Annotated in this window: 30 protein-coding genes and 1 pseudogene; 17 read left to right on the forward strand and 14 right to left on the reverse strand. The window is 57.0% G+C overall.

The features are described 5' to 3' along the window. Nucleotide 1: 1 nt before the first annotated feature. The 8 genes from FBY10_RS00540 to FBY10_RS00575 all read right to left on the reverse strand — a co-directional run bounded on the left by FBY10_RS00540 (nucleotide 2) and on the right by FBY10_RS00575 (nucleotide 3,893). On the reverse strand, nucleotides 2–616 hold the full coding sequence (locus FBY10_RS00540) for a lysis protein (RefSeq protein WP_145335491.1): 615 nt from the start codon (nucleotides 614–616) through the stop codon (nucleotides 2–4). Beyond that, a complete protein-coding gene (locus tag FBY10_RS00545; RefSeq protein ID WP_145335489.1) occupies nucleotides 603–815 on the reverse strand; it encodes a hypothetical protein in 213 nt (70 codons plus the stop codon). Before FBY10_RS00545 ends, FBY10_RS00540 begins: the two co-directional genes overlap by 14 nt. Beyond that, nucleotides 812–1,030: a hypothetical protein gene (locus FBY10_RS00550; protein WP_094066611.1), complete on the reverse strand. Its 219-nt coding sequence runs from the start codon at nucleotides 1,028–1,030 to the stop codon at nucleotides 812–814. The genes FBY10_RS00545 and FBY10_RS00550 overlap by 4 nt, the downstream gene beginning before the upstream one ends. Continuing rightward, nucleotides 1,027–1,515: a structural protein gene (locus tag FBY10_RS00555; protein ID WP_145335487.1), complete on the reverse strand. Its 489-nt coding sequence runs from the start codon at nucleotides 1,513–1,515 to the stop codon at nucleotides 1,027–1,029. The genes FBY10_RS00550 and FBY10_RS00555 overlap by 4 nt, the downstream gene beginning before the upstream one ends. A gap of 107 nt (nucleotides 1,516–1,622) precedes the next feature. Next, entirely contained in the window at nucleotides 1,623–2,129 is a 507-nt protein-coding gene (locus FBY10_RS00560; RefSeq protein WP_145335484.1) for a hypothetical protein, read from the reverse strand. 34 nt (nucleotides 2,130–2,163) lie between these two features. Further along, nucleotides 2,164–2,721, reverse strand: coding sequence for a hypothetical protein (locus FBY10_RS00565; RefSeq protein ID WP_145335482.1), 558 nt, complete (start codon nucleotides 2,719–2,721; stop codon nucleotides 2,164–2,166). 58 nt (nucleotides 2,722–2,779) lie between these two features. Next, nucleotides 2,780–3,376, reverse strand: coding sequence for a hypothetical protein (locus FBY10_RS00570; RefSeq protein WP_145335480.1), 597 nt, complete (start codon nucleotides 3,374–3,376; stop codon nucleotides 2,780–2,782). Nucleotide 3,377: 1 nt separating this feature from the next. Continuing rightward, nucleotides 3,378–3,893 (reverse strand): helix-turn-helix domain-containing protein, encoded by a 516-nt coding sequence (locus tag FBY10_RS00575; RefSeq protein ID WP_145335478.1) that lies wholly within the window; start codon nucleotides 3,891–3,893, stop codon nucleotides 3,378–3,380. On the opposite strand from FBY10_RS00575, the gene FBY10_RS00580 reads away from it, so the two are divergent. Further along, on the forward strand, nucleotides 3,882–4,094 hold the full coding sequence (locus FBY10_RS00580) for a DNA-binding protein (protein ID WP_005789410.1): 213 nt from the start codon (nucleotides 3,882–3,884) through the stop codon (nucleotides 4,092–4,094). The two genes, FBY10_RS00575 and FBY10_RS00580, sit on opposite strands and share 12 nt — an antisense overlap. On the opposite strand, the gene FBY10_RS00585 is transcribed toward FBY10_RS00580, so the two are convergent. Continuing rightward, nucleotides 4,074–4,373: a hypothetical protein gene (locus FBY10_RS00585; protein WP_145335476.1), complete on the reverse strand. Its 300-nt coding sequence runs from the start codon at nucleotides 4,371–4,373 to the stop codon at nucleotides 4,074–4,076. The genes FBY10_RS00580 and FBY10_RS00585 overlap by 21 nt on opposite strands. Nucleotides 4,374–4,484: 111 nt before the next feature. Between FBY10_RS00585 and FBY10_RS00590 the strand changes: the two genes are divergently transcribed. The 16 genes and pseudogenes from FBY10_RS00590 (at nucleotide 4,485) to sctU (ending at nucleotide 15,485) form a co-directional block, all read left to right on the forward strand. Continuing rightward, nucleotides 4,485–4,964, forward strand: coding sequence for a hypothetical protein (locus FBY10_RS00590; protein WP_145335474.1), 480 nt, complete (start codon nucleotides 4,485–4,487; stop codon nucleotides 4,962–4,964). Further along, nucleotides 4,961–5,263, forward strand: coding sequence for a helix-turn-helix domain-containing protein (locus FBY10_RS00595; RefSeq protein WP_069672605.1), 303 nt, complete (start codon nucleotides 4,961–4,963; stop codon nucleotides 5,261–5,263). The genes FBY10_RS00590 and FBY10_RS00595 overlap by 4 nt, the downstream gene beginning before the upstream one ends. Nucleotides 5,264–5,273: 10 nt before the next feature. Next, on the forward strand, nucleotides 5,274–6,203 hold the full coding sequence (locus tag FBY10_RS00600; protein ID WP_145335472.1) for a hypothetical protein: 930 nt from the start codon (nucleotides 5,274–5,276) through the stop codon (nucleotides 6,201–6,203). 3 nt (nucleotides 6,204–6,206) lie between these two features. Further along, a complete protein-coding gene (locus FBY10_RS00605; RefSeq protein WP_145335469.1) occupies nucleotides 6,207–7,982 on the forward strand; it encodes a DDE-type integrase/transposase/recombinase in 1,776 nt (591 codons plus the stop codon). Continuing rightward, complete coding sequence (locus tag FBY10_RS00610; protein ID WP_145335467.1) at nucleotides 7,982–9,163, forward strand: ExeA family protein; 1,182 nt, start codon at nucleotides 7,982–7,984, stop codon at nucleotides 9,161–9,163. The genes FBY10_RS00605 and FBY10_RS00610 overlap by 1 nt, the downstream gene beginning before the upstream one ends. A 70-nt stretch (nucleotides 9,164–9,233) precedes the next feature. Then, nucleotides 9,234–9,482, forward strand: coding sequence for a hypothetical protein (locus FBY10_RS00615; RefSeq protein WP_256663395.1), 249 nt, complete (start codon nucleotides 9,234–9,236; stop codon nucleotides 9,480–9,482). Beyond that, a complete protein-coding gene (locus tag FBY10_RS00620; RefSeq protein WP_256663394.1) occupies nucleotides 9,479–10,156 on the forward strand; it encodes a DUF3164 family protein in 678 nt (225 codons plus the stop codon). Before FBY10_RS00615 ends, FBY10_RS00620 begins: the two co-directional genes overlap by 4 nt. Before the next feature lies 1 nt (nucleotide 10,157). Then, nucleotides 10,158–10,607 carry a hypothetical protein gene (locus FBY10_RS00625; RefSeq protein WP_145335463.1) on the forward strand — a complete coding sequence of 150 codons (450 nt, stop codon included), beginning with the start codon at nucleotides 10,158–10,160 and terminating at the stop codon, nucleotides 10,605–10,607. A gap of 1 nt (nucleotide 10,608) precedes the next feature. Beyond that, entirely contained in the window at nucleotides 10,609–11,298 is a 690-nt protein-coding gene (locus FBY10_RS00630) for a DUF2786 domain-containing protein (protein WP_145335461.1), read from the forward strand. Nucleotides 11,299–11,481: 183 nt separating this feature from the next. Then, nucleotides 11,482–11,922, forward strand: a complete 441-nt coding sequence (locus tag FBY10_RS00635) for a gp16 family protein (protein ID WP_218571033.1) — start codon at nucleotides 11,482–11,484, stop codon at nucleotides 11,920–11,922. Next, nucleotides 11,919–12,281: a Mor transcription activator family protein gene (locus tag FBY10_RS00640; RefSeq protein WP_145335459.1), complete on the forward strand. Its 363-nt coding sequence runs from the start codon at nucleotides 11,919–11,921 to the stop codon at nucleotides 12,279–12,281. The genes FBY10_RS00635 and FBY10_RS00640 overlap by 4 nt, the downstream gene beginning before the upstream one ends. Before the next feature lie 177 nt (nucleotides 12,282–12,458). Beyond that, nucleotides 12,459–12,671 (forward strand): annotated as a pseudogene (locus FBY10_RS00645) (FliM/FliN family flagellar motor switch protein); the annotation flags it as partial. Then, complete coding sequence (sctR, locus tag FBY10_RS00650; RefSeq protein WP_115486563.1) at nucleotides 12,668–13,321, forward strand: type III secretion system export apparatus subunit SctR; 654 nt, start codon at nucleotides 12,668–12,670, stop codon at nucleotides 13,319–13,321. The pseudogene FBY10_RS00645 and the gene sctR, both read left to right, overlap by 4 nt. A gap of 7 nt (nucleotides 13,322–13,328) precedes the next feature. Next, nucleotides 13,329–13,592 carry a type III secretion system export apparatus subunit SctS gene (sctS, locus tag FBY10_RS00655; RefSeq protein WP_065938437.1) on the forward strand — a complete coding sequence of 88 codons (264 nt, stop codon included), beginning with the start codon at nucleotides 13,329–13,331 and terminating at the stop codon, nucleotides 13,590–13,592. A 10-nt stretch (nucleotides 13,593–13,602) separates the two neighbouring features. Then, entirely contained in the window at nucleotides 13,603–14,391 is a 789-nt protein-coding gene (gene sctT / locus FBY10_RS00660) for a type III secretion system export apparatus subunit SctT (RefSeq protein WP_131700415.1), read from the forward strand. Next, nucleotides 14,388–15,485, forward strand: a complete 1,098-nt coding sequence (sctU, locus tag FBY10_RS00665; protein WP_131700414.1) for a type III secretion system export apparatus subunit SctU — start codon at nucleotides 14,388–14,390, stop codon at nucleotides 15,483–15,485. The genes sctT and sctU overlap by 4 nt, the downstream gene beginning before the upstream one ends. On the opposite strand, the gene FBY10_RS00670 is transcribed toward sctU, so the two are convergent. From FBY10_RS00670 to FBY10_RS00690, 5 genes are read right to left on the reverse strand one after another with little or no spacing between them, the layout of a single operon-like run. Further along, a complete protein-coding gene (locus FBY10_RS00670; protein WP_145335457.1) occupies nucleotides 15,486–15,836 on the reverse strand; it encodes a transcriptional regulator in 351 nt (116 codons plus the stop codon). Between the two features lie 11 nt (nucleotides 15,837–15,847). After that, a complete protein-coding gene (hrpT, locus tag FBY10_RS31650; RefSeq protein ID WP_145335455.1) occupies nucleotides 15,848–16,051 on the reverse strand; it encodes an HrpT family type III secretion system protein in 204 nt (67 codons plus the stop codon). Further along, nucleotides 16,048–18,183, reverse strand: a complete 2,136-nt coding sequence (sctC, locus tag FBY10_RS00680; RefSeq protein ID WP_131700411.1) for a type III secretion system outer membrane ring subunit SctC — start codon at nucleotides 18,181–18,183, stop codon at nucleotides 16,048–16,050. Before sctC ends, hrpT begins: the two co-directional genes overlap by 4 nt. 14 nt (nucleotides 18,184–18,197) lie before the next feature. Then, a complete protein-coding gene (locus FBY10_RS00685) occupies nucleotides 18,198–18,590 on the reverse strand; it encodes a type III secretion protein (protein WP_145335453.1) in 393 nt (130 codons plus the stop codon). 1 nt (nucleotide 18,591) lies between these two features. Next, entirely contained in the window at nucleotides 18,592–18,798 is a 207-nt protein-coding gene (locus FBY10_RS00690; protein WP_145335452.1) for a hypothetical protein, read from the reverse strand. Nucleotides 18,799–18,802 lie beyond the last annotated feature (4 nt).

Genomic DNA, 18,802 nt, shown 5'->3' on the forward strand with positions numbered 1-18,802 from the left:
GTCAGTCCTTTTTCTGTAGATCCAGCAAGCCGTTGAGTTGGGCAAGGTTGTTGCGAGCCCACACGCCGTAGTCCTGGGCGTGGGCAAGGATGTCTGCGGGAGTGACGCCGCTTTCCAATAGTTCGGCGTCAGTGCCGGGGGCTGCCCAGGGCGCTTGCGCAGATTGGGTGGCAGTGGCGCCTGCTCTTGGGGCAGGCACACCGAGGGCGGTGTTGTAGTCGCGCAGCCAGCCAGCAGTGAACACGCAACGAGGGATAGGCTGAGCAGCTGCGCCAGGCGCAGGGCGGTATTGGGTCGTGACATGGGGGATGCGCTCCTGGAGCAGTTGTTTTTCTTTCGCGTACTGATCCATCAGGTTGAACAGCAGTGACTCACTTTCGCTGGCTCGGGCGACCTGCTGCAGCAGCTGCAGGCGGTTGGCGCTTTCTGCTTCCAGGGCTTGCTCCGCGTGCTTGGATTTGAGGTCTGACAAAGCAGTGGCGCCCAAGGACTGGGCGTAACGAAAGCCGAAGCCATAGGCGATTGAACCGGCAGCCGAGGCGCTTAGCAGGCAGGTGAGCCCGACAGCAGCGAGCCGAGCCGGTAAAGGCCAAACCAACTGCTCAAGCGCGCCCATGATGATGCCTCTGGCGGTTGCGTGATTTACGTGCACGACGTTTGGCCGCGACGATGCCGGTCTTGCCGTGCCGATACGACGGGGTGACGGACGCCCTGGTCCAACTGCCGACTGCGGAACTGGATAAGGGCCAGCGAGGCGCCCAGGCGAAACCAGCAAGCAGCGCTGAAAAGAGCCGACCAAACAGGTTCAGTTTCATGATGACGCCCCCTGATCAGGGCCTTGCTTGATCAGGCGAGCGACGAAACCTACCAACGCCAAAGCGCTGTTGAGGGCGGCATAAGCACGAGGCGAAAGCTGGGCCTGCCACATAGGCAGCAACTCAAGCTGAGCGAACCCCAGCAGCGCGATCAGGATGGTGATCTGGACACTGTAGAGCCGATAGCAGCAACGCCAGTCGCAGATGGGTTTCATGCCGCCACCCCATGCTTCGCCCCGCGCTCAATGCCTGCGAGTGCCAGCCCATCGGCAATGATTGCATCGCCATACCATTGACCGCCTGGCAATGGCCCAGGGCCGTTTTCATGGCGAACAATGGCGGTTACTAGGTTGCGCATCACTTCAAAGTCATACACGTCCACTTTGTCATGGTCAGGGTGAAGCCCAAGGGCACGGGCCACGGTGGCGGTGTAAGCGTTGGTGTTGTTCTCGGACGGTGGTGCCCAGCGTTCAATGAACTCGCGCACGGTGTCGATGCGGCTCCCGTCAGCTGCGAGGCGTTTGTCCTGGTAGGTGATCAAAACGCGGGCGATCGCACGGATACCCCAGCGCGGGGCTGTGAACTGCACGAAGGCTGTATCGCCCTGGGCGACGGCCATGCCTTGCCAGCGCACGCCCTTGGCATGGCGGATATTGCCGGGGTTGGAGTTGCGGATACCGCGAGGGGTTTCGGGTCGCATGGGACGCCTCCTGTAAAGGCGCCGTAGGTTTCAGGCGCCAGAAATACACACGCCGCCATGATCGGCGGCGTGGTACAGGAAGGCTTTTAATCGGGTTTAAAGAGATGTTAACCAAGCAGCGCAACTAAGCCGGATGTCGCAGCACCCAGTACCGCAGATGTTGTCGGGTTTTCAAGAAACGTACGCAACAGTCCTTTAGCATGCTCTTTTTCTGAAGGCGTCGCCTGCGCTGTATTGATGCCGTGTACCAAGGTTTCTACTGCGCTTCGGATATTCTGGATGTTGTTATCACCAATCTGAACGTTGTTGGCACCATGAAAGTTATAGATAGGATTTGAAATCTTTGGTTCTTTTGGCTTAGCGCTGCCTCTGAGGTAAGAAATCAGCCAGCTTCCCTCCTCTATACCAGACACATATTTGACGTCTTTGATTGTGAAACTTACTTCCTTTCCATTCGGAAGGGGCTGAATAAGGGTGTCACCTTCTTTGGCATCCAGAGTTTGATCAAATGTACGGATCTGGTCGCCATTTGTGAATCGAGTATTGAAAGGGCCAGTTCGCTTGCCATTTTCATCAATTACGTAGCATTTATCAGTCATCAGGTCATCGAACATTCTTTGCAACGCTCCTTTCTAATTAGTGATTCCATCAACCCATGCAATGCGACGGCTTGGGCTTTTCGACTACTTCCTTTGTTTCGGGATCAACGGTAAAAACAGTGAGGCACTCTCGGTCCCCGCCAGTTTTTTCCTTTAGATCAGTATCGCGCCCTGCATTTACCTTCGCTGAAGACTCAGGATTGGCAGATCGAAGGCAGTCATCTCGTTTTTCATGAAACTCATCAAGAGCGCCTTTGATTGCCCCCGTTTTTTTTTCGACACCTCCGTGGTGGGCCGCAGCCACTTGCGCACTCCACCAAGTGCGGGAAGCGTTACTCGCCACAAAGCAGCTTCCTAGCGGTTCAAAGGCAGTGTTGCCGAACTGTTTTTTGGCTGAGTCCACCATCGATGAAATGTACTGACTGTGAGCGCCAACGGCAGTTAGATCACCACCTTTCAATATAGCGGCACCATCGCTCATAGCTTTGCTCAAGGCACTCATTTGCTTGGTCGCATGCTCAAACGATTCTGGGCTCGCCCCTTTGAAAGGCTCTGCATGAGCAGTGACAGCCATCGCCAATACCAACACGCTTAGAAATGTTTTCAACAGTCATGCTCCCTGCACGAATTACCTAATGGCTTTCGACCAGATTCGGAAGCCTTTCTTAAAACCAAATCCCCCCAACCAGTACACCAAAACAAAACAAAGCGGCAGCGCTTTGTTTATGCAGAACTAGAAACTCCCTGATAGAAATTTCCTTGGGCACGATTGGAGCTACCTCAGCTTGCCTCATCGGTTGAAAGTGTTGAACAAATTCTAATGTTTGTTGAAGCTGTGATTTCTGAAGGTTATTCAGTTGAGTGCGGCCGAAGCTCAATTCACAAAAATTGTTCATTTCGGCCTTCGCGTCCTTCTCCGCAACTACCCGTAGGACCTTGCCTACCAAGCGACGTTTGTCAGCCTCTTCTTGCAAAAACTCCAACCTTGTTCTGATCACATTCCGTGCATCAAAAAATTGCTCGGCAGTGATTTCGCTTATCGTGGTAACTCCGAGTTGAGCATGAACGGTACGCCAAACGTCCCGAGGGTCATCGCCCAGCTCTTCGCATTTTGCTCGTAGTTCGTGAAGTTCTTTGCGCTGGGCTGTTACCAAACCTCGGGATTCAGCTTTGTTCGCGTCAGCAAGGCTGATGCTGATTCCGAAATTGTTGATATCTCCCTCGGCGGCTTGGCCGACACCTCCCTGGAAATTTTGCCCCATGTCACTTCTTCCCTTTGCTTCCACCAACGTTGAGGGTCAGACCCGACTGGTTTACCGATCCGTGGATGTATTGGCCCACAGTTTGAAATGTTTGTTGCGCGTTTGTAGAAGGCTGAGCGCCAAGTAGTACGCGAAGAGCCTCGTCCTGACGTTCTTCAGAGCTGCGTCGAAATTGATCAAGAAATAGGCGTTCTCTGGTTGAGGGAGGGATTGACCCACGCAACCCAGTCAGGACGTATTGAACGTCAGCCCCCTCCAAAGCAAAGGCTTCCAGGGCCTCCATGCCTGGCGACACCGACCCCGACTCGTATCGACTCCAAGTCTCTCTCGTTACGCCCGCAACTGCTCCTGCTGCAGCCTGAGTCAGTTTTAGCCGCTTGCGCTCTTCTTTCAGCCGCAAAAAAGGTGATGTATCCGTCACAAATAGTCCTTGACTATGTGATCTATAGATCACAAAATCATCCACACAAACACTAATCATCTTTGCATCACAGGAGCCACCACCATGGCCACCCATGCCAAAGCCCTATCCGCCGACCAGGTGAAAGAAAACTTCCGTCGGGTTGGCAAAACCATCACTGAATGGGCTACCGAGAACGGCTACACCCGTAATGAGGTGTACCGCGTACTCAATGGCCAAGCCAAAGCCCATTACGGCAAGGCTCACGATATTGCGGTGAAACTTGGGCTTAAACCTTCATCGGCGTTGGCAGCGTAATGGCTGTCGTGCAGATGGGTATCGACCGCTTCGGCTTCCGGCTTGCCGCGTTGTCGATTGGCGAGCCACGCGGGCTTCAGCCAATTGATCGCACAGCCAGCCAAGCGTCTTCGTTGCTTCAGCCTCAATTGACTGGCCTGGCCAACAAATCGGCCTCAGCGCCTTTTCAAGGCAATCAGCCGTCACAAGACCTTCAACTTCAAGAACTGCCGCAAGGCGTAACCAGCCCTGCGCCAAAGCATTTATTTGCGCTTCAAGCGCCTCAATACGGTCGGTCATAGCCATGTCTCAGTTTGCGAATGTACCGCAAAACTTTGCAGCTGGCGCAACCCGTTTGGCTAGTTGCAAAAAATCCATTTGTTTGGAAGGCCGTCTGCAGGAGGGTTTCCAATGAATCGCCGCCGCTGGAAAAACGTTCGTCCTACATCGCTGCGCCACGCTCTAGAGCTGTGCAAGGACTTTGCAATCGATGCTCACAATAAAAGCGTGCAGCGGATCGCTGATGAGATGGGCCTCCCTGATCATTGGGCACTTTATAAATGGTTACAAACTGGCCGCATGCCCGCCAACTTAATTCGCCCCTATGAGCGTGTTTGTAACTGCGATTTCGTCACTCGCTGGATCGCGGCAAGTGCAGGGCGACTGACTATAGAAATGCCCACCGGGCGTAACTGCACCGCCCAGGACACACAGGTCCTACAGGAACTGCTGACGACCGCCGCAGGAAAGCTGTTGGCTTTCTACGCCAAGAACAGCGAAGCCGACGAGACCTTGGCCGCAATTCAGGCAGCTATGGAAGGACTTGCCTGGCACCGGGGTAACGTCAGCCAATCCCAACACCCACAACTTGAACTGGAGGGGCAGTCATGAGCCGCACCGCCTCAGGAGCCGCTCGCGTGCTGGGCGTGCTGAAAGCATTGAAGGGGCACACCGTTACCGGCCTCAGCAATACCGAGTTGGCCCAGTTGACCAAGGACAGCCCGAGCAACATCACTCGTGCGATGCAGACCCTGATTGAAGAAGGGTTGGCTGTGAAGCTGGACAACGGACGGTTTGCCCATTCGGTGGCAATGCTGCAGATCGCCCAGGCACACGCCGAACACATGGCGCGGCTGACCCAACGGATGCAAGAAATCAATCAGCGCATTGCCGCTGGCTCGATGAACTAAGGAGACAACCATGGCACGTGCAAAAGCCCAAATTACTGACCCAATTGAATTGCCTGCTTTGGATAGCGAAATGCTGACCGCCACTCAAAACTCGATGGCCACCGCAATGACCTCACATAGCGAAGAGCGGGATATCGTCAATCAGTTGCTCGGCCAGGCCCAAATGGCCGACTCCATAGGCAAGTTCACCGCGACGGTCGCGGTTTCCAAGATGGCCTACGTGAAAGAAAACAAGCTGTACCGGGGCTTAGCGGGAATGCACGACCGCGACGGTCGCGGTTTGAGCGGCACTTGGGAAGAGTTTTGCAGCCTGCTCGGCACTTCTGCACCCAAGGTAAACGAAGACATAAACAACCTGCGCCAGTTTGGCGAGGACGCCCTTGAGTCCATGTCCCGCATGGGTATCGGCTACCGCGAAATGCGTCAGTACCGGCGCCTGCCTGAAGACGCTCAAGCAGCCCTGATTGAAGTCGCCAAGACCGGTGACAAGGATGCCTTTGTTGACCTGGCAGAAGAGATAATTGCCAAACACGCCAAGGAGAAAGCCGAACTCGCCCAGCGCTTGGACGAGGTTAACGCCGACTACGACGCCCAGGGCGAAGTCATGGCGAAGAAAGCAAAAGAATTGGACAGCACCAAGCAGGAACTAGAGAAACACCGCAAACGCATCCAGACCGCAACACCGGACGAGGTCATCAAAGACCTGCGTACCGAGGTCGTCGCCCTTCAGTTTGAAGTGGAAGCCAAGATCCTAGGTGAGTTGCGCGAGGGTTTTTCCCGGATGGCGGAGCATGCCGCCGAAAACGGTCAAGACCACCGCGCGTACATGGCAGATCTGGTTCTCCAATTGGAAACAACCCTGGCCACAGTACGTAGCGAGTTCCATCTGCCTCAACACCGGGGCAGTGATCCTGTGTGGATGAGTCGGGCAGAGGCGTAACTCATGAATCCGGTACAGACCCAGCAACTGGCTCAGATCGCCCAACGGGCAGCCAATGCCCCGCACGGTCAGCGCACCGCTATCTACAAGGCTGGTGCAGCCGAGCTGGGTGTTTCCCTTCAAACGCTGCAGCGTAAGCTGAAGGAGGTCATGGTGAGTAAACCCCGTAAACGTCGCAGTGATGCAGGCAACAGCGCCTTACCCTTGGATGAGGCTCGCATGATTTCAGCCGTGTTGTTGGAGTCCATCCGAGCCAACAACAAACAGTTATCCACCATTGAGCGAGCTGTTGAACGCTTGCGCAGCAACAATTTGATCCTGGCAGGCCGTGTGGATGAAGTCTCGGGGGAGTTTCACCCACTGACTAATGGCGCCATCAGCCGCGCCTTACGCACCTACAGGCTGCACCCGGAGCAGTTGCTGCACGACGCCCCTGCGGTGTCACTTTCCAGTAAGCATCCCAATCACGTCTGGCAGGTCGATGCTTCCATCTCGACCCAGTTCTACCTGGCGGACGATGGCGCACGGGTGATGCTCAAGGCCGAGTTCTACGACGGCAAGCCTGGCAACTTGAAGAAGATTGAACGCCAACGACTATGGCGTTACGTGATCACCGACCACACCAGCGGCACTCTGTATGTCGAGTACGTCCTGGGAGCGGAGTCGGCTGAAAACCTGTGCAACGTGCTGATCAACGCCATGCAGAAACGTAGCGAGTCTGATCCATTCCATGGCGTTCCATGGATGCTGATGACTGACCCCGGTGCCGCCATGACCAGCGGGATCTTCCGCAACCTGTGCCGCGCCATGTCCATTGAGCTGATTATCAACCAGGTCGGTAACGCTCGGGCCAAGGGCCAGGTGGAACAGGCTCACAACATCGTCGAGCGCGAGTTTGAGAGTGCCCTGAAATTCCGAGCTGCCTGCAGCCTGGCGCAGATCAATGATTGGGCCGGGCAGTGGATGCGCTACTTCAACGCAACCTCCATTCACACCCGTACCCGCCGTAGCCGCTATGGCGTGTGGCAGATGATCAAGCAGGACGAGTTGCGCCTGGCGCCCAGCGTTGAAGTCTGCCGGGAACTGGCTGTCAGCACGCCGGAGCAGCGCAAGGTCAGCAACCTGTTGCGGGTGTCATTCCGAGGCGATCAGTTCGATGTCAGCTCGGTACCAGAGGTCATGGTTGGCGACAAGCTGTTGATCACCCGCAACTGCTGGCGCGATAAGGACTCAGCTGTTGTCGTGTTGATCGGCGCCGATGGTCGCGAGCATTACCACGTCGTTGAGCGGATCGGCATGGACCAATTCGGCTTCGCTCAGACGTCGGCGACCATCGGGGAACAGTACAAGCGTCATGCCGAAACCCCGGCGCAGACATCGCGCAAGCTGCTGGAGCAAATCGCTACCAGCACCACCAACGAGGCCGACGCCCAGGCTGCCCGCAAGGCCAAGGCCCTTCCTTTCGGTGGGCTCATCGACCCACACAAACACGTCACGGATACCGTGCTCCCGGCCTACCTGCCGCGTCGTGGCACGTCCCTGAAAGTCAACGTGCCGACCATTGAGCATGTACTGCTCTCGCACGTCGAGGCCGCGAAACTGCTGCGCCCGAGGATGGCTGAACTTTGGTCAGCCGAGACATTTAGCTGGTTGCAGGAGCAATACCCGGAGGGCATCGCCCAGGAGCAGCTCGACACCGTCGAGGCCGAGCTGAAACGACCTATAGAGGTCATGCGCAAACCGCTCAGCCTGGTTAGGGCGGCGGGTGGAGGTGAGTGATGTTGAAACTGAAGCACGTTTTACAGGGGGTGGGCCGACCTCAGTCGGCCCTGGCCGAGTCGCTGAAACTCAGCGGAGCCGCTATTGCACAGCTGCTGAACCACGGTCAATGGCCACGGAGCTTAGATAGCGCCGAGCTGCAAGGACGCATCCGTGTGTTCCTGGCCGAGTCCGGCGTCAACGATGCCGATATCGCCAACGCCTTTGAAGAAGTGGATCTGCCGTGCGCCAACACGACAGATCCGGCCCTTAAAAAAGAGCCGTCCGGGGAGGACGAACCTATGTTACTGCCAAAACAATCTCTGCTGCCATCTACCCGCAAGGCGTTCAGCCTGTTCCGCGACCCGTTTGATGAGCTTTCCTGCGCCCAGGACATGTGGGTCAGCCCGGATATTCGCTACGTTCGTGAGGTGATGTACCAAACTGCACGGCACGGTGGCTTTCTCGCGATTGAGGGCGAATCGGGTGCAGGCAAAAGCACCTTGCGCCGCGACCTAGTGAACCGGATCGCAGAAAACAACGACCCGGTGTTGATCATTGAGCCCTATGTATTGGCCTCGGAAGATAACGACACCAAGGGTAAATCGCTGAAAAGCACTCACATTGCCGAGGCAATGATGGCGGCGGTCTCGCCTTTGACTAAACCCAAGAACAGCCCCGAGGCGCGCTTTGCCCAGCTCCACAAGGTGTTGAAAGACTCTTTCGCCGCAGGCTACCGCCATTGCCTGGTAATCGAGGAGGCCCACAGCCTGCCGATCCCGACGCTCAAGCATTTCAAGCGCATTCTGGAGCTGGAGATGGGTTTCACCAAGCTGGTCAGTATCATCATGATCGGCCAGCCCGAGCTGAGCGTGAAGTTGAGCGAGCGCAACGCCGATGTGCGTGAGGTAGTGCAGCGGTGCGAGCGCGTCACGCTGCCGCCAATCGAAGGCGCACGCCTGGAAGAGTTCTTGAAGTTCCGCTTCGAGCGTGCCGGTAAATCGCTGGGCGAAGTAATCGACGCCGGGGGCATTCAGGCCATTGCAACGCGCCTGTCCCAACCTGATCGCCGTGGTGGCCGTGACGACACTGTTTCGCTGCTATATCCGCTGGCCATCGGCAACCTGATGGTTGCCGCGATGAACCTGGCCACCAACCTCGGTGTGCCGACAGTCACCGCCGATGTTGTGAAGGGGGTGTGAGATGGCCGCTCTGTATCTGGTTAGCGCACCAGTGGCTCCACGGTTCAGCATTCTTACTGAAGATTTTCCAGTGAAGCTTTCGGCATTCAACGAATTGACCCGCGATATCCGCAACGCCGGTATCGGGATTAAGCACCTGGTGGTGCTGGACAACAAAATCTTCATCCAACAGGGCAGCGTTGAGGTGTTCCTGCGCCGATTTGGGCATGAACTGCGTGGGGTTAGCTACTCGTCAGCTGGACGGTTTACGCGTAACACCGTGACGGTGCGGGGGGTGGATGTGGCCTGGTACTCCCTGGTGAAGGAGCAAGACCAATGAACCTGTCAGCTGAAATCAACATCCGGCGACCAGCATCTTCCGACGAGGAAAAAACCATGTCTGACAAACCGATTCCAGAAGGTTTTGTCCGCAACGCTGTCGGCCACTTGGTGCCGGTCGACCAGATACGCGAACAGGACAAACTGCGCGACCAGGTTGCCCGCGAACTGGCTGAAGCGGCGAAGGCGCTGAACCTGGCGCTGAAGACCTTCAAGCAAAAATCGCTCGGTGACGTAGCCGACCTGATCAGCATTGCCGGTGAACGTTACGGCGTCCAGATGGGGGGCAAGAAAGGCAACGTCACCATCGCGACCTACGACGGTCAGTTTAAGGTGCAGCGCTCGTATGCCGACCGACTGACGTTTACCGAGGAAATGGAAGTAGCCAAGGCCATGGTCTACGACTGCATTCGGGCGTGGAGCAAGGGAGCCGACGGCCACCTGCTGGCTATCGTCGAGCGGACGTTTAGTCCCAATCGTAACGGCCAGATCAAAACCACTGATGTCCTTGACCTACTGCGGCTGGAGATCGATGACTCCAACTGGAAGGCCGCTATGCAAGCGGTTAAAGACTCAATCATGGTCTCGGGAAGTTCCGTGTATATCCGCGTTTATGAGCGGATCGGCGACTCGGACAACTACAAGGCAATCCCACTCGACCTGGCGGTGGTGTGACATGACCAAAACATTGATCGAGTTTCAGGACCATCAGCAGGACTTCCTGGTGTGGACTGTCGATGAGTCTGGCATCGTCACTAGAAGCTGGCCTTACCATACCGACCTTTGGGCTGGGGTGAGGATTGTGAACCTGGCAAGCCTGAAGGTGGGCGGTATGGTTGAGTTTTTCCGGGATGGTGATACCCGTGACCAATCCATTAAGTACCCGATACGTTCGATACAACCGCTGGTACCAGCGGAGGTATCGGTACGTCAGGATGGTGATGGGTACGTCACCAGCACCGTGCGGGGCAAGCGCGTCTCTTGCACCCATGATTATGAATACCCAGTGAAACGCTTGGCTGAAAAGCTCTTTCCCGGACTATCCGCGAGCGTGGAGCGCCTGCCATGCACTCCGTTCGGGCGCTTGCATAGTAAATGGCGCATCACTCCCCTGGAGGTTGTGTGACATGGATAACAACCGCACGCTGGAAAAAATCAAGAAGTGCCTGGAGATGGCCAAGTCCAAAACCAGCAACCCCCATGAGGCTGAAACCGCTCTACGCCAAGCCCACAAGCTGATGGAGATGTACAACCTGGAGGTGGGTGATGTACTCGCCAGCATGGCGAGCGAGCATACAATCCTTGCTGGATCTGAGGGTTCTCCACCTGTTTGGCGTGTGCGCCTGGCCCAAGTCTGCGCAGATGCATTCGGCACCAGGTTCATCATTTCCAATCCTCGGTGGAGTGCAGCTCGCTTCATCTTTGTTGGCTGTTCAGCTGCACCTGAACTGGCCGGTTACGCGTACCAGGTGCTGGGACGACAACTGCAGAAAGCACGCCGTGACTTTCTGGACACTCAGAAGCGTTGCAAGCGCTCGACCAAAGTTGCCCGAGGTGACGCGTTCGCCAACGGTTGGCTAGATGCTGTCCACAGCAAGATCCAGGCTTTCGCGGGAGTTGAGGACAATATTGCGGAGGCGATCGAGGCTTTCATGCAGAAACATCACCCTGAGTTGGAGAGCGTCGAACTCAAGCGCCGCAAGGTCAAAGCACGCAATGAAGGCGCCAGTGAGGCCGGTTATGAGTCTGGCAAATCCGCTCAACTGCACCAGGCTGTGAATCACCAGCCTCGCGCACGCTTGACCATGGGGCTTTGAGATGACCACGACAAGCACAGGGAAACTTTCAGCCGGTGTACTGGAGTTCCTGGCGATCTGCGATCAGTGCCAGCGCCCCCGGAACACTGGTAACCACACAAAATGCAGCAAGGCTCGGCAACAGATTCACGCTGCCCGAAACCAGCAGAGCAATAGCGCACGTTCGACGCAGGGAGGTGCCCAGTGAAAGCCGCGCCTTCCAACCCGAACCGCCTGCGCTTGATCAAGCTGATCCATGTCGCCCGACGTGAGCTACGCATGGAAGATGACACCTATCGCCTGATGCTGGCTGGCATGAAGGGTTTGGACGGCGCAACGTCCACCGCTGATCTGAGCGTTCCAAACCTGCTCAGGGTTTTGGAACAGCTCAAGCTGAAGGGTTTCAAGGTTCGTCCAAACAAAGAGCAGAAGCGGCCGCTGGCCGACGACATTCAATCGAAGAAGATCCGATCACTGTGGTTGGAGCTGCACAGCCTGGGTGCGGTGCGTGACCCCTCCGAGGCGGCTCTGGCCAAGTTCGTACAGAGCATGACTCGTATCGAAGCGCTGCAGTGGCTGACCACGGCCCAGGCAAGCCGGGTCATTGAGAACCTGAAACAATGGATGGGGAGAGTCCAGCAATGAGTACATTACGCGGCAGTGATCTTTTGAGCGAAGCCGTCGAGCCTATTGCCAAAGTGATTCGCGAAACTCTAGGGGTCAGTCCCGAGCTGGCCGAAGCGACGAGCGTGGAAATCACCACGCTGTTCGCATTTTTGTGGGGGGGCCAGGTGGTATACGTCCCGAAGGGCGTTTTTATCCAAGCTTCGAAGCTCCACCAAAAAATCTACGATGACTTCACAGGACGGAATCACCACCAGGTGGCGACGAAGCACGGCGTCTCTGTTCAGCACGTATATACAGTGGTGAAACGTATGCGCCTGGCAATCATCGCCCGTGACCAGGGAGACTTATTCCCACCACCGGACGATGAGCATGCTTGAGCCCGCTACGATCTAAACCCAGTCACATGCCCCCGCCAGCACCAACTGATCGGGGGCTACTTCCAATTGCACTAGCTGCAACTCTATTTCACAACCCATCCCAATCAAGGCCAGCGTATCCCGGATTAGCCCAGGTTTATCTCACCACTCCCTATGGATTTATCTCAGTCCTAAACATTGAGCATGGCGCTGAATGTACGCTGCGGAACGCTGAACCTCACGCTGGGTGAGCTGCGTAATCTCGCACCCGGCTCGATACTCGGTATTGCCGGCTATGCCCCTGGTATGGCAGGCCTGTACTACGGTGATCGGCCTATTGGCCAGGGGCAGTTGGTGGAAGTCGACGGGCGCCTTGGCTTGCAGTTATCTCGTGTGCTGTTCGGCCGATGATACTCCAGGGGCTCGACCCCCTCGTTCTCGCGCTTTTTCTTGGGGCATTGACGTTGATGCCCCTGCTGTTGGTCATCTGCACATCGTTTTTGAAAATCGTGATTGTGCTGATGATTACCCGAAATGCCATCGGCGTGCAGCAAGTGCCACCCAGCATGGCAATCAATGGCATAGCGTTGGCAGCGACGTTGTTCATCATGGCGCCGGTGGGTTACGAGATCGCCGAGAGCGTCAAGGCTTCGCCCTTGGACATGAGCAATGTGCAAACGGTACTGCAGACGGGTGGAGAAGCCATCAAGCCGTTGCGTGCCTTCATGCTGCGCAACGTGGACCCGGATGTGCTGACGCATCTGTTGGAAAATACCGCGCGGCTGTGGCCCGCACAGATGGCGCAGGAGGTGCAGCGCGAGGACCTGATCCTGCTGATTCCGGCCTTTGTGCTATCGCAGTTGCAGGCAGGGTTCGAGATCGGCTTCCTGATCTACATTCCCTTCATCGTGATCGACCTGATTGTCTCCAACCTGCTGCTGGCGCTGGGCATGCAAATGGTCTCGCCGATGACCATTTCCCTGCCGCTCAAACTGCTGTTGTTCGTGCTGGTGTCCGGCTGGTCGCGGCTGCTCGACAGCTTGTTCCTCTCCTATCTCTGAGTGGCTTATGGAACCGATCGTGCTGTTCAAACAGGGCATGCTGTTGGTGGTGGTGTTGTCGGCGCCACCGTTGATCGTAGCCGTCGTGGTGGGTGTGCTGACGTCCCTGGTGCAGGCACTGATGCAGATACAGGACCAGACGCTGCCCTTTGGCATCAAGCTGGTGGCGGTGGGTATTACGCTGATCATGACCGGGCGCTGGATTGGCGTGGAGTTGATCCAACTGATCAACCTCACCTTCGAGATGATCGGCCGCTCGGCCCTGAACTGAGGCCTCGCCTGTGCTGCTCTATCTCGAATTCCTGCCCAGCCTGGTGATCGGCATGGCGCGTATCTACCCCTGTGCCATCCTGGTGGCGGCGTTTTGTTTTCAGCACATACGCGGCATGCCTCGGCACACCATTGTGATGGTCATGGCATTGCTGCCCGCGCCTGGTATCCATGCGGCGCTGGAGGGCCAGGATTACTCGGCGCTCATGCTCGGTGGGTTGGTGCTCAAGGAGGTGGCGCTGGGGTTGTTGCTGGGAGTGTTGCTGGCGATGCCGTTCTGGATGTTCGAAGCAGTGGGGGCATTGCTGGATAACCAACGCGGTGCGCTTGCCGGTGGTCAGCTCAACCCTTCGCTTGGGCCGGATGCCACGCCCATCGGGCACTTGTTCAAGCAGCTGGCGATTTTTCTGCTGATGGTCAGCCTGGGGTTGGGCGCGGTGACGCAGGTGATCTGGGACAGTTACCTGATCTGGCCCCCCACCGTGTGGTTTCCGCTGCCTGCGCCTAATGGCATGAGTGTATTTGTCGGCCTGCTGGGCGATACCTTCACGCACATGATGCTGTACGCCGCGCCCTTCATTGCGGTGCTGTTGCTGCTGGAGTTCGGTATTGCGTTGCTGGGGGTCTACAGCCAGCAATTACAGGTGAGTACGCTGGCGCCGCCGGTCAAGAGCCTGGCAGGTATTGGTATTGTGCTGTTGTACTTTGCGCTGCTGCAGGACCTGATTGTCGGGCGCATGCTCCAGTTGGGTGACCTGAAACACTCGCTGGGGCTTCTCTTCAAGGCCTCAGTACCATGAGTGACTCGGGGGAAAAAAAGCACCCGGCTTCAGCCAAGAAACTGCGCGACCAGCGCAAGAAAGGCCAGGTCGCCCAGAGCCAGGATGTTCCCAAATTAGTGGTGCTCACCGCCATCAGTGAGATCGCCTTGTTAACCGCCGAGACCAGTCTTCAGCGCTTCCAGCAATTGATGGTGTTGCCGATGTCGCGCTTGAACCAGCCGTTTGTACGCGCGTTGGAGGAGGTGCTGGTTGAAGGGCTGGTCATGTTTGCTTCGTTTGCCCTGTTGATGGTCGCAGTGGCGATCACGGCGAAGCTGATCAGCAGTTGGATGCAATTCGGGTTGCTGTTCGCCCCGGAAGCGCTGAAGCTCGATTTCAATCGCCTCAACCCTGTCAGCCAGATCAAGCAAATGTTCTCTGCCCAGTCGGTGATGAATCTGATGATGAGCATCGCCAAGGCGTTCCTTATCGGCCTGATTGTGTATCTGGTGGTCTGGCCTTCGCTGGGGGTGTTGATCAATTTGGCAAACAGCGATCTGCAAAGTTACCTGCTGGCGCTGATTGCCCTGTTCCGCCATCTGCTGCACGCCTGCCTTGGGTTGCTGCTGGTGCTGGCCCTGATTGACCTGGCCTTGCAGAAACACTTCTTCGCCAAACGCATGCGCATGACCCAGGTCGAGGTCGTCAAGGAGTACAAGGACATGGAAGGCGACCCCCATGTGAAAGGCCAGCGCCGCTCGTTGGCGTACCAGCTGGCCCAGGAGGAGCCGAAGGTCAAGCTGCCCAAGCTGGAGGAGGCCGATATGCTGGTGGTCAACCCGACGCACTTTGCGGTCGCCTTGTACTACCGGCCCGGTAAGACGCCGCTGCCGTTACTGATCGGCAAAGGCACCGACGCCGAGGCCCGCACGTTGATCGTACGAGCCAAGGCCGCCGAGGTGCCGGTGATCCAGTGTGTGTGGCTGGCCCGCACGCTCTATACGAAACAGCTCGGCGCGAGCATTCCTCGCGAAACCTTGCAGGCCGTTGCGCTGATCTACCGCACCTTGCGCGAGCTGGATGACGAAGCCAAGCGCGAAACCCTGGAATTGCCGGAGCTTGAGCGGCGTTGATCAGCGACTGGAAGGCGCGTCCAGGGCGCCGAGGTTGGCCAGCGATAACATCCGGCTGAAAATCTTGTCCAGCGTGTTATGCGCTGCAGGCAGCGCGTGCCAGATCACCAGGGCGTACTGGGCATCGAGGTAGATGAAAAAGCCATCGTATAACGACGCGTACTCAAAGCGTCGCTCCAGTATCCATTGCAGTTGCCCGGTTTGTTGCGCTTCACGGGCGATATGCAAGGCCACCCCCGGCTGACTGCCGCCTTGCAGCGCGCACAGCTTGATGCCGGGAGCGAGCAGCTGGTGAGCGGCAGCGCCGCTCACCAGACTGTTCAGAAACACCTGGCGTTGTGCGTCGGGCATTTCCTTCACGCTCATCGTTCCAGTGATACCGTTTGATAGTCTTTTCGCTCCCCGGCGGGGCCAGGCTCGACACGCATCTGCGGTGGCCACCAGATCACCATTTTGTCCTTGGTCGCTTGCGGGCGAGAGCACGAGTCACCCTTGCAGGTGGGGGTGCAGCCGGCGACGAGCAGTACAGTGCCGATCAGGGCGACGCAAAATAAGCGGTGTTTCATGGGGTAGCCTTTTGAGCAGGAGTGATCAAGGAGGGGCGGGGCACACTGAGGTGTTCATCCTTCACCACAGGGCGCATGGCGATAAATACCTCGGCTTCTTCACCCGGCTTGAGCCAGGCGCGCGGCCATACGCTGACGGCCAGGGTCTGGGAGTTACTGCACTCCTTTTCGTCGATACGCACATTGCGTTTGAACTGGTTGCGCAACACCACCACCGCTACGTTGTACTCAGGGCCTGCATACCACTGGCTGCGTTCGGTGTTCAGCGCCAGCAAGTCGCGGGTGTTGCACAGGGTATTCAGCCCCAGCGGCATCGGTGCCGCCTTGAACGCCTTGGGCACTTCACCGCTGACCAAATGCGCCAGGGTGCTGATGATATCGCTGCGCTTGATCACCGGTTGGTGAGGGCTATAGCGCCGCGCCAACGGTGCGAGGGCTGCCTGCAATTCGACTTGGTCGTCCTGGGGCAGGTAGCGCGACGGATCGGCCTGGTCACCGATGACGCGCGGGGTGAGAATGAACAGGCGTTCACGCCGATTGTTCTGCCGTTCGGTCGAGGAAAACAGCGCCTTGCCCAGCAGGGGGATATCACCCAGCAGAGGCACTTTGTTGTGCTTGTCAGTGTTTTCGGTCACGTGGAAACCGCCGACCACCAATGAACGTTTTTCCGCCATCACAGCCTGGGTGCTGACTTTGCCTCGGCGTACGTCAAGGTTGCCGGGGAGGGGGTTGGTCTCGTCGAAATTGCCGTCTTCAATATCCACCACCAAGTGGATCTGATGGCCGCCACGGCTGGTGATGACGCGTGGCACTACCTGGAAGCTGGTGCCCACGGTGACCGGCAAAATGGTTGCGTTCTCCCTACCGGGCGTCAGGTATTGCGTGCGGTTGAAGTCGATCACCGCCGGTTGGTTTTCCAGCGTGAGCACCGAAGGGTTGGAGACCATGGTTGCCAGTCCCTTGGCTTCCAATGCGCGTATATCGGCATAGAAGCGATCGCGATTTTCGATCGACAGCTGCGACGAGGTGCCCGGTGACACGTTGGCACCGCCGCGGAAACGACTGTTCTGGAAACCCCAGTTCACCCCGAACTCACGCAACTGCGTGCGTTCGATATCGAGAATGATCGCGTCGATTTCCACCAGCTTGCGCGCCACATCGAGTTGGGTGATCAGCTCGCGGTACATGGCCTGGCGTTCCGGCAAGTCATAAATCAGCACCGCGTTGTTGCGCACATCGGCTTCGACGCGAATCCGACTATTGGAGACCGGGGCGCGTGGGGTGAGCGCGGGGCCGATGTCCAGTGATGCCGGGTTGGCGTTAGCACCGAGCATCTGCCCCAGCAACGGGTTGCCCAGCCGGGGAATGGTGGGTGTGAGCGGCGCGGGTTGAGAGGTGGGACGTTGACTCAGCCCCGCAAGCGTTGAGGAGGAGCGCGGCTCCAACAAGCCGCGCAAAATGCTGGCCACCCCTGGGATGGTGAGCTTCTCGCCGCGATAATCCACCAGGCGGTCCGCTGCATTTGCGAACTTCAGCGGATAACTCAGCACACTCTGTTTTTCATCCGGTGAACGGCGTTGACTGCTGAACTGCTTGATCTGCTCGATGTAGCGTCGAGGACCGGAGACGAGCACTACGCCATCTTCGGGTAACTCACCCCAGCCGAAACGACTGTCGAGCAGGCCAATATCGGTGAGGGCCTGTTTGAGGTCGGCGATGGTTTCGGAAGAGACTTCCAGGCGTGCGGATTCCTGCTGGTCGAGGGTGCTGATATAGAGGGTGTTGTTGTACAGGTACCACTGGAAACGGTGCTCTACACCGAGACGGTCGAGCAGCGACTGCGGGGTATTGGCGCGGATCTTGCCATTGACGTTGCCTTCCAGCAGGCCCTCGACTTGAAGCTGTGTGCCGAAGGTCTGGGCGAAGTCTTCGAGTACTTCCCGTAGGGGTTTGTGCTCGGCTTCATAGGCGTAGGCGGTGTTTTTCCATTCGGGGGGGATGGCCGCCAATGTGTGTTCCACTGGAATCAGTAGCCAGGGCAACAGGAGTATGGTGCGCCAATGGGCTCTTTTGGGCGACTTGCCAGGCGAATCAAAGCGCAAGCAACTGCGCTTGTGGATCTTGTTATACATAGACAATTCTCTGGTTAGTACGAGAGTGAACGGAGTGAGGTGGGTTTGAGGTTTTGGGCTGGGCGAGCGAGGCGTGCGAACGTGGCTCGCCATATGTCGCGCTGGTTGAGCAGGGTTTCAAAGCAACAGAGCACTTGTGCTTCTTCCCGCTCCTCGCGCAGGGTTTGAATCAGCCAAAGGTCTTCACTGTCAGCTTTTCGGACCAATACGCCTTGGAAGCGGCTTAGGCTGACCGCGCCCAAGCGCATCCAACTTTGCAAGCTCGCGTTATCTGAAGACACGGATGTCAGTTGAGCTTCCAATAAAATGAAGGGTCCCTGTCGTTTTAAAATAATTTCGTCGTTATTTTCAGATAAGTTGAGTTGCTCCTCTTGGCTACGTAACCATTCAAGAATCAGGTCGTTCATGTTATTGAAAACTTTCAATGGTCGTTTTTAGAGAAAGCAGCTCAACTCGATGATTCTCAGTGAACATCCCGTGGGTCGCTAAAGACTGCATTGATAACCTATGGAATAGTTCACCGTCCAATTCTTCGCTCACGCTGGCTTGAAGCCGTTTGTACGAAGAGTCAGCCATTTTTGTTGCTTGGTGCGCGAGTGTCTTGGTAGCGGACATAGCG

The organism is Pseudomonas sp. SJZ103, assembly GCF_007828335.1.
Taxonomy (GTDB): domain Bacteria; phylum Pseudomonadota; class Gammaproteobacteria; order Pseudomonadales; family Pseudomonadaceae; genus Aquipseudomonas.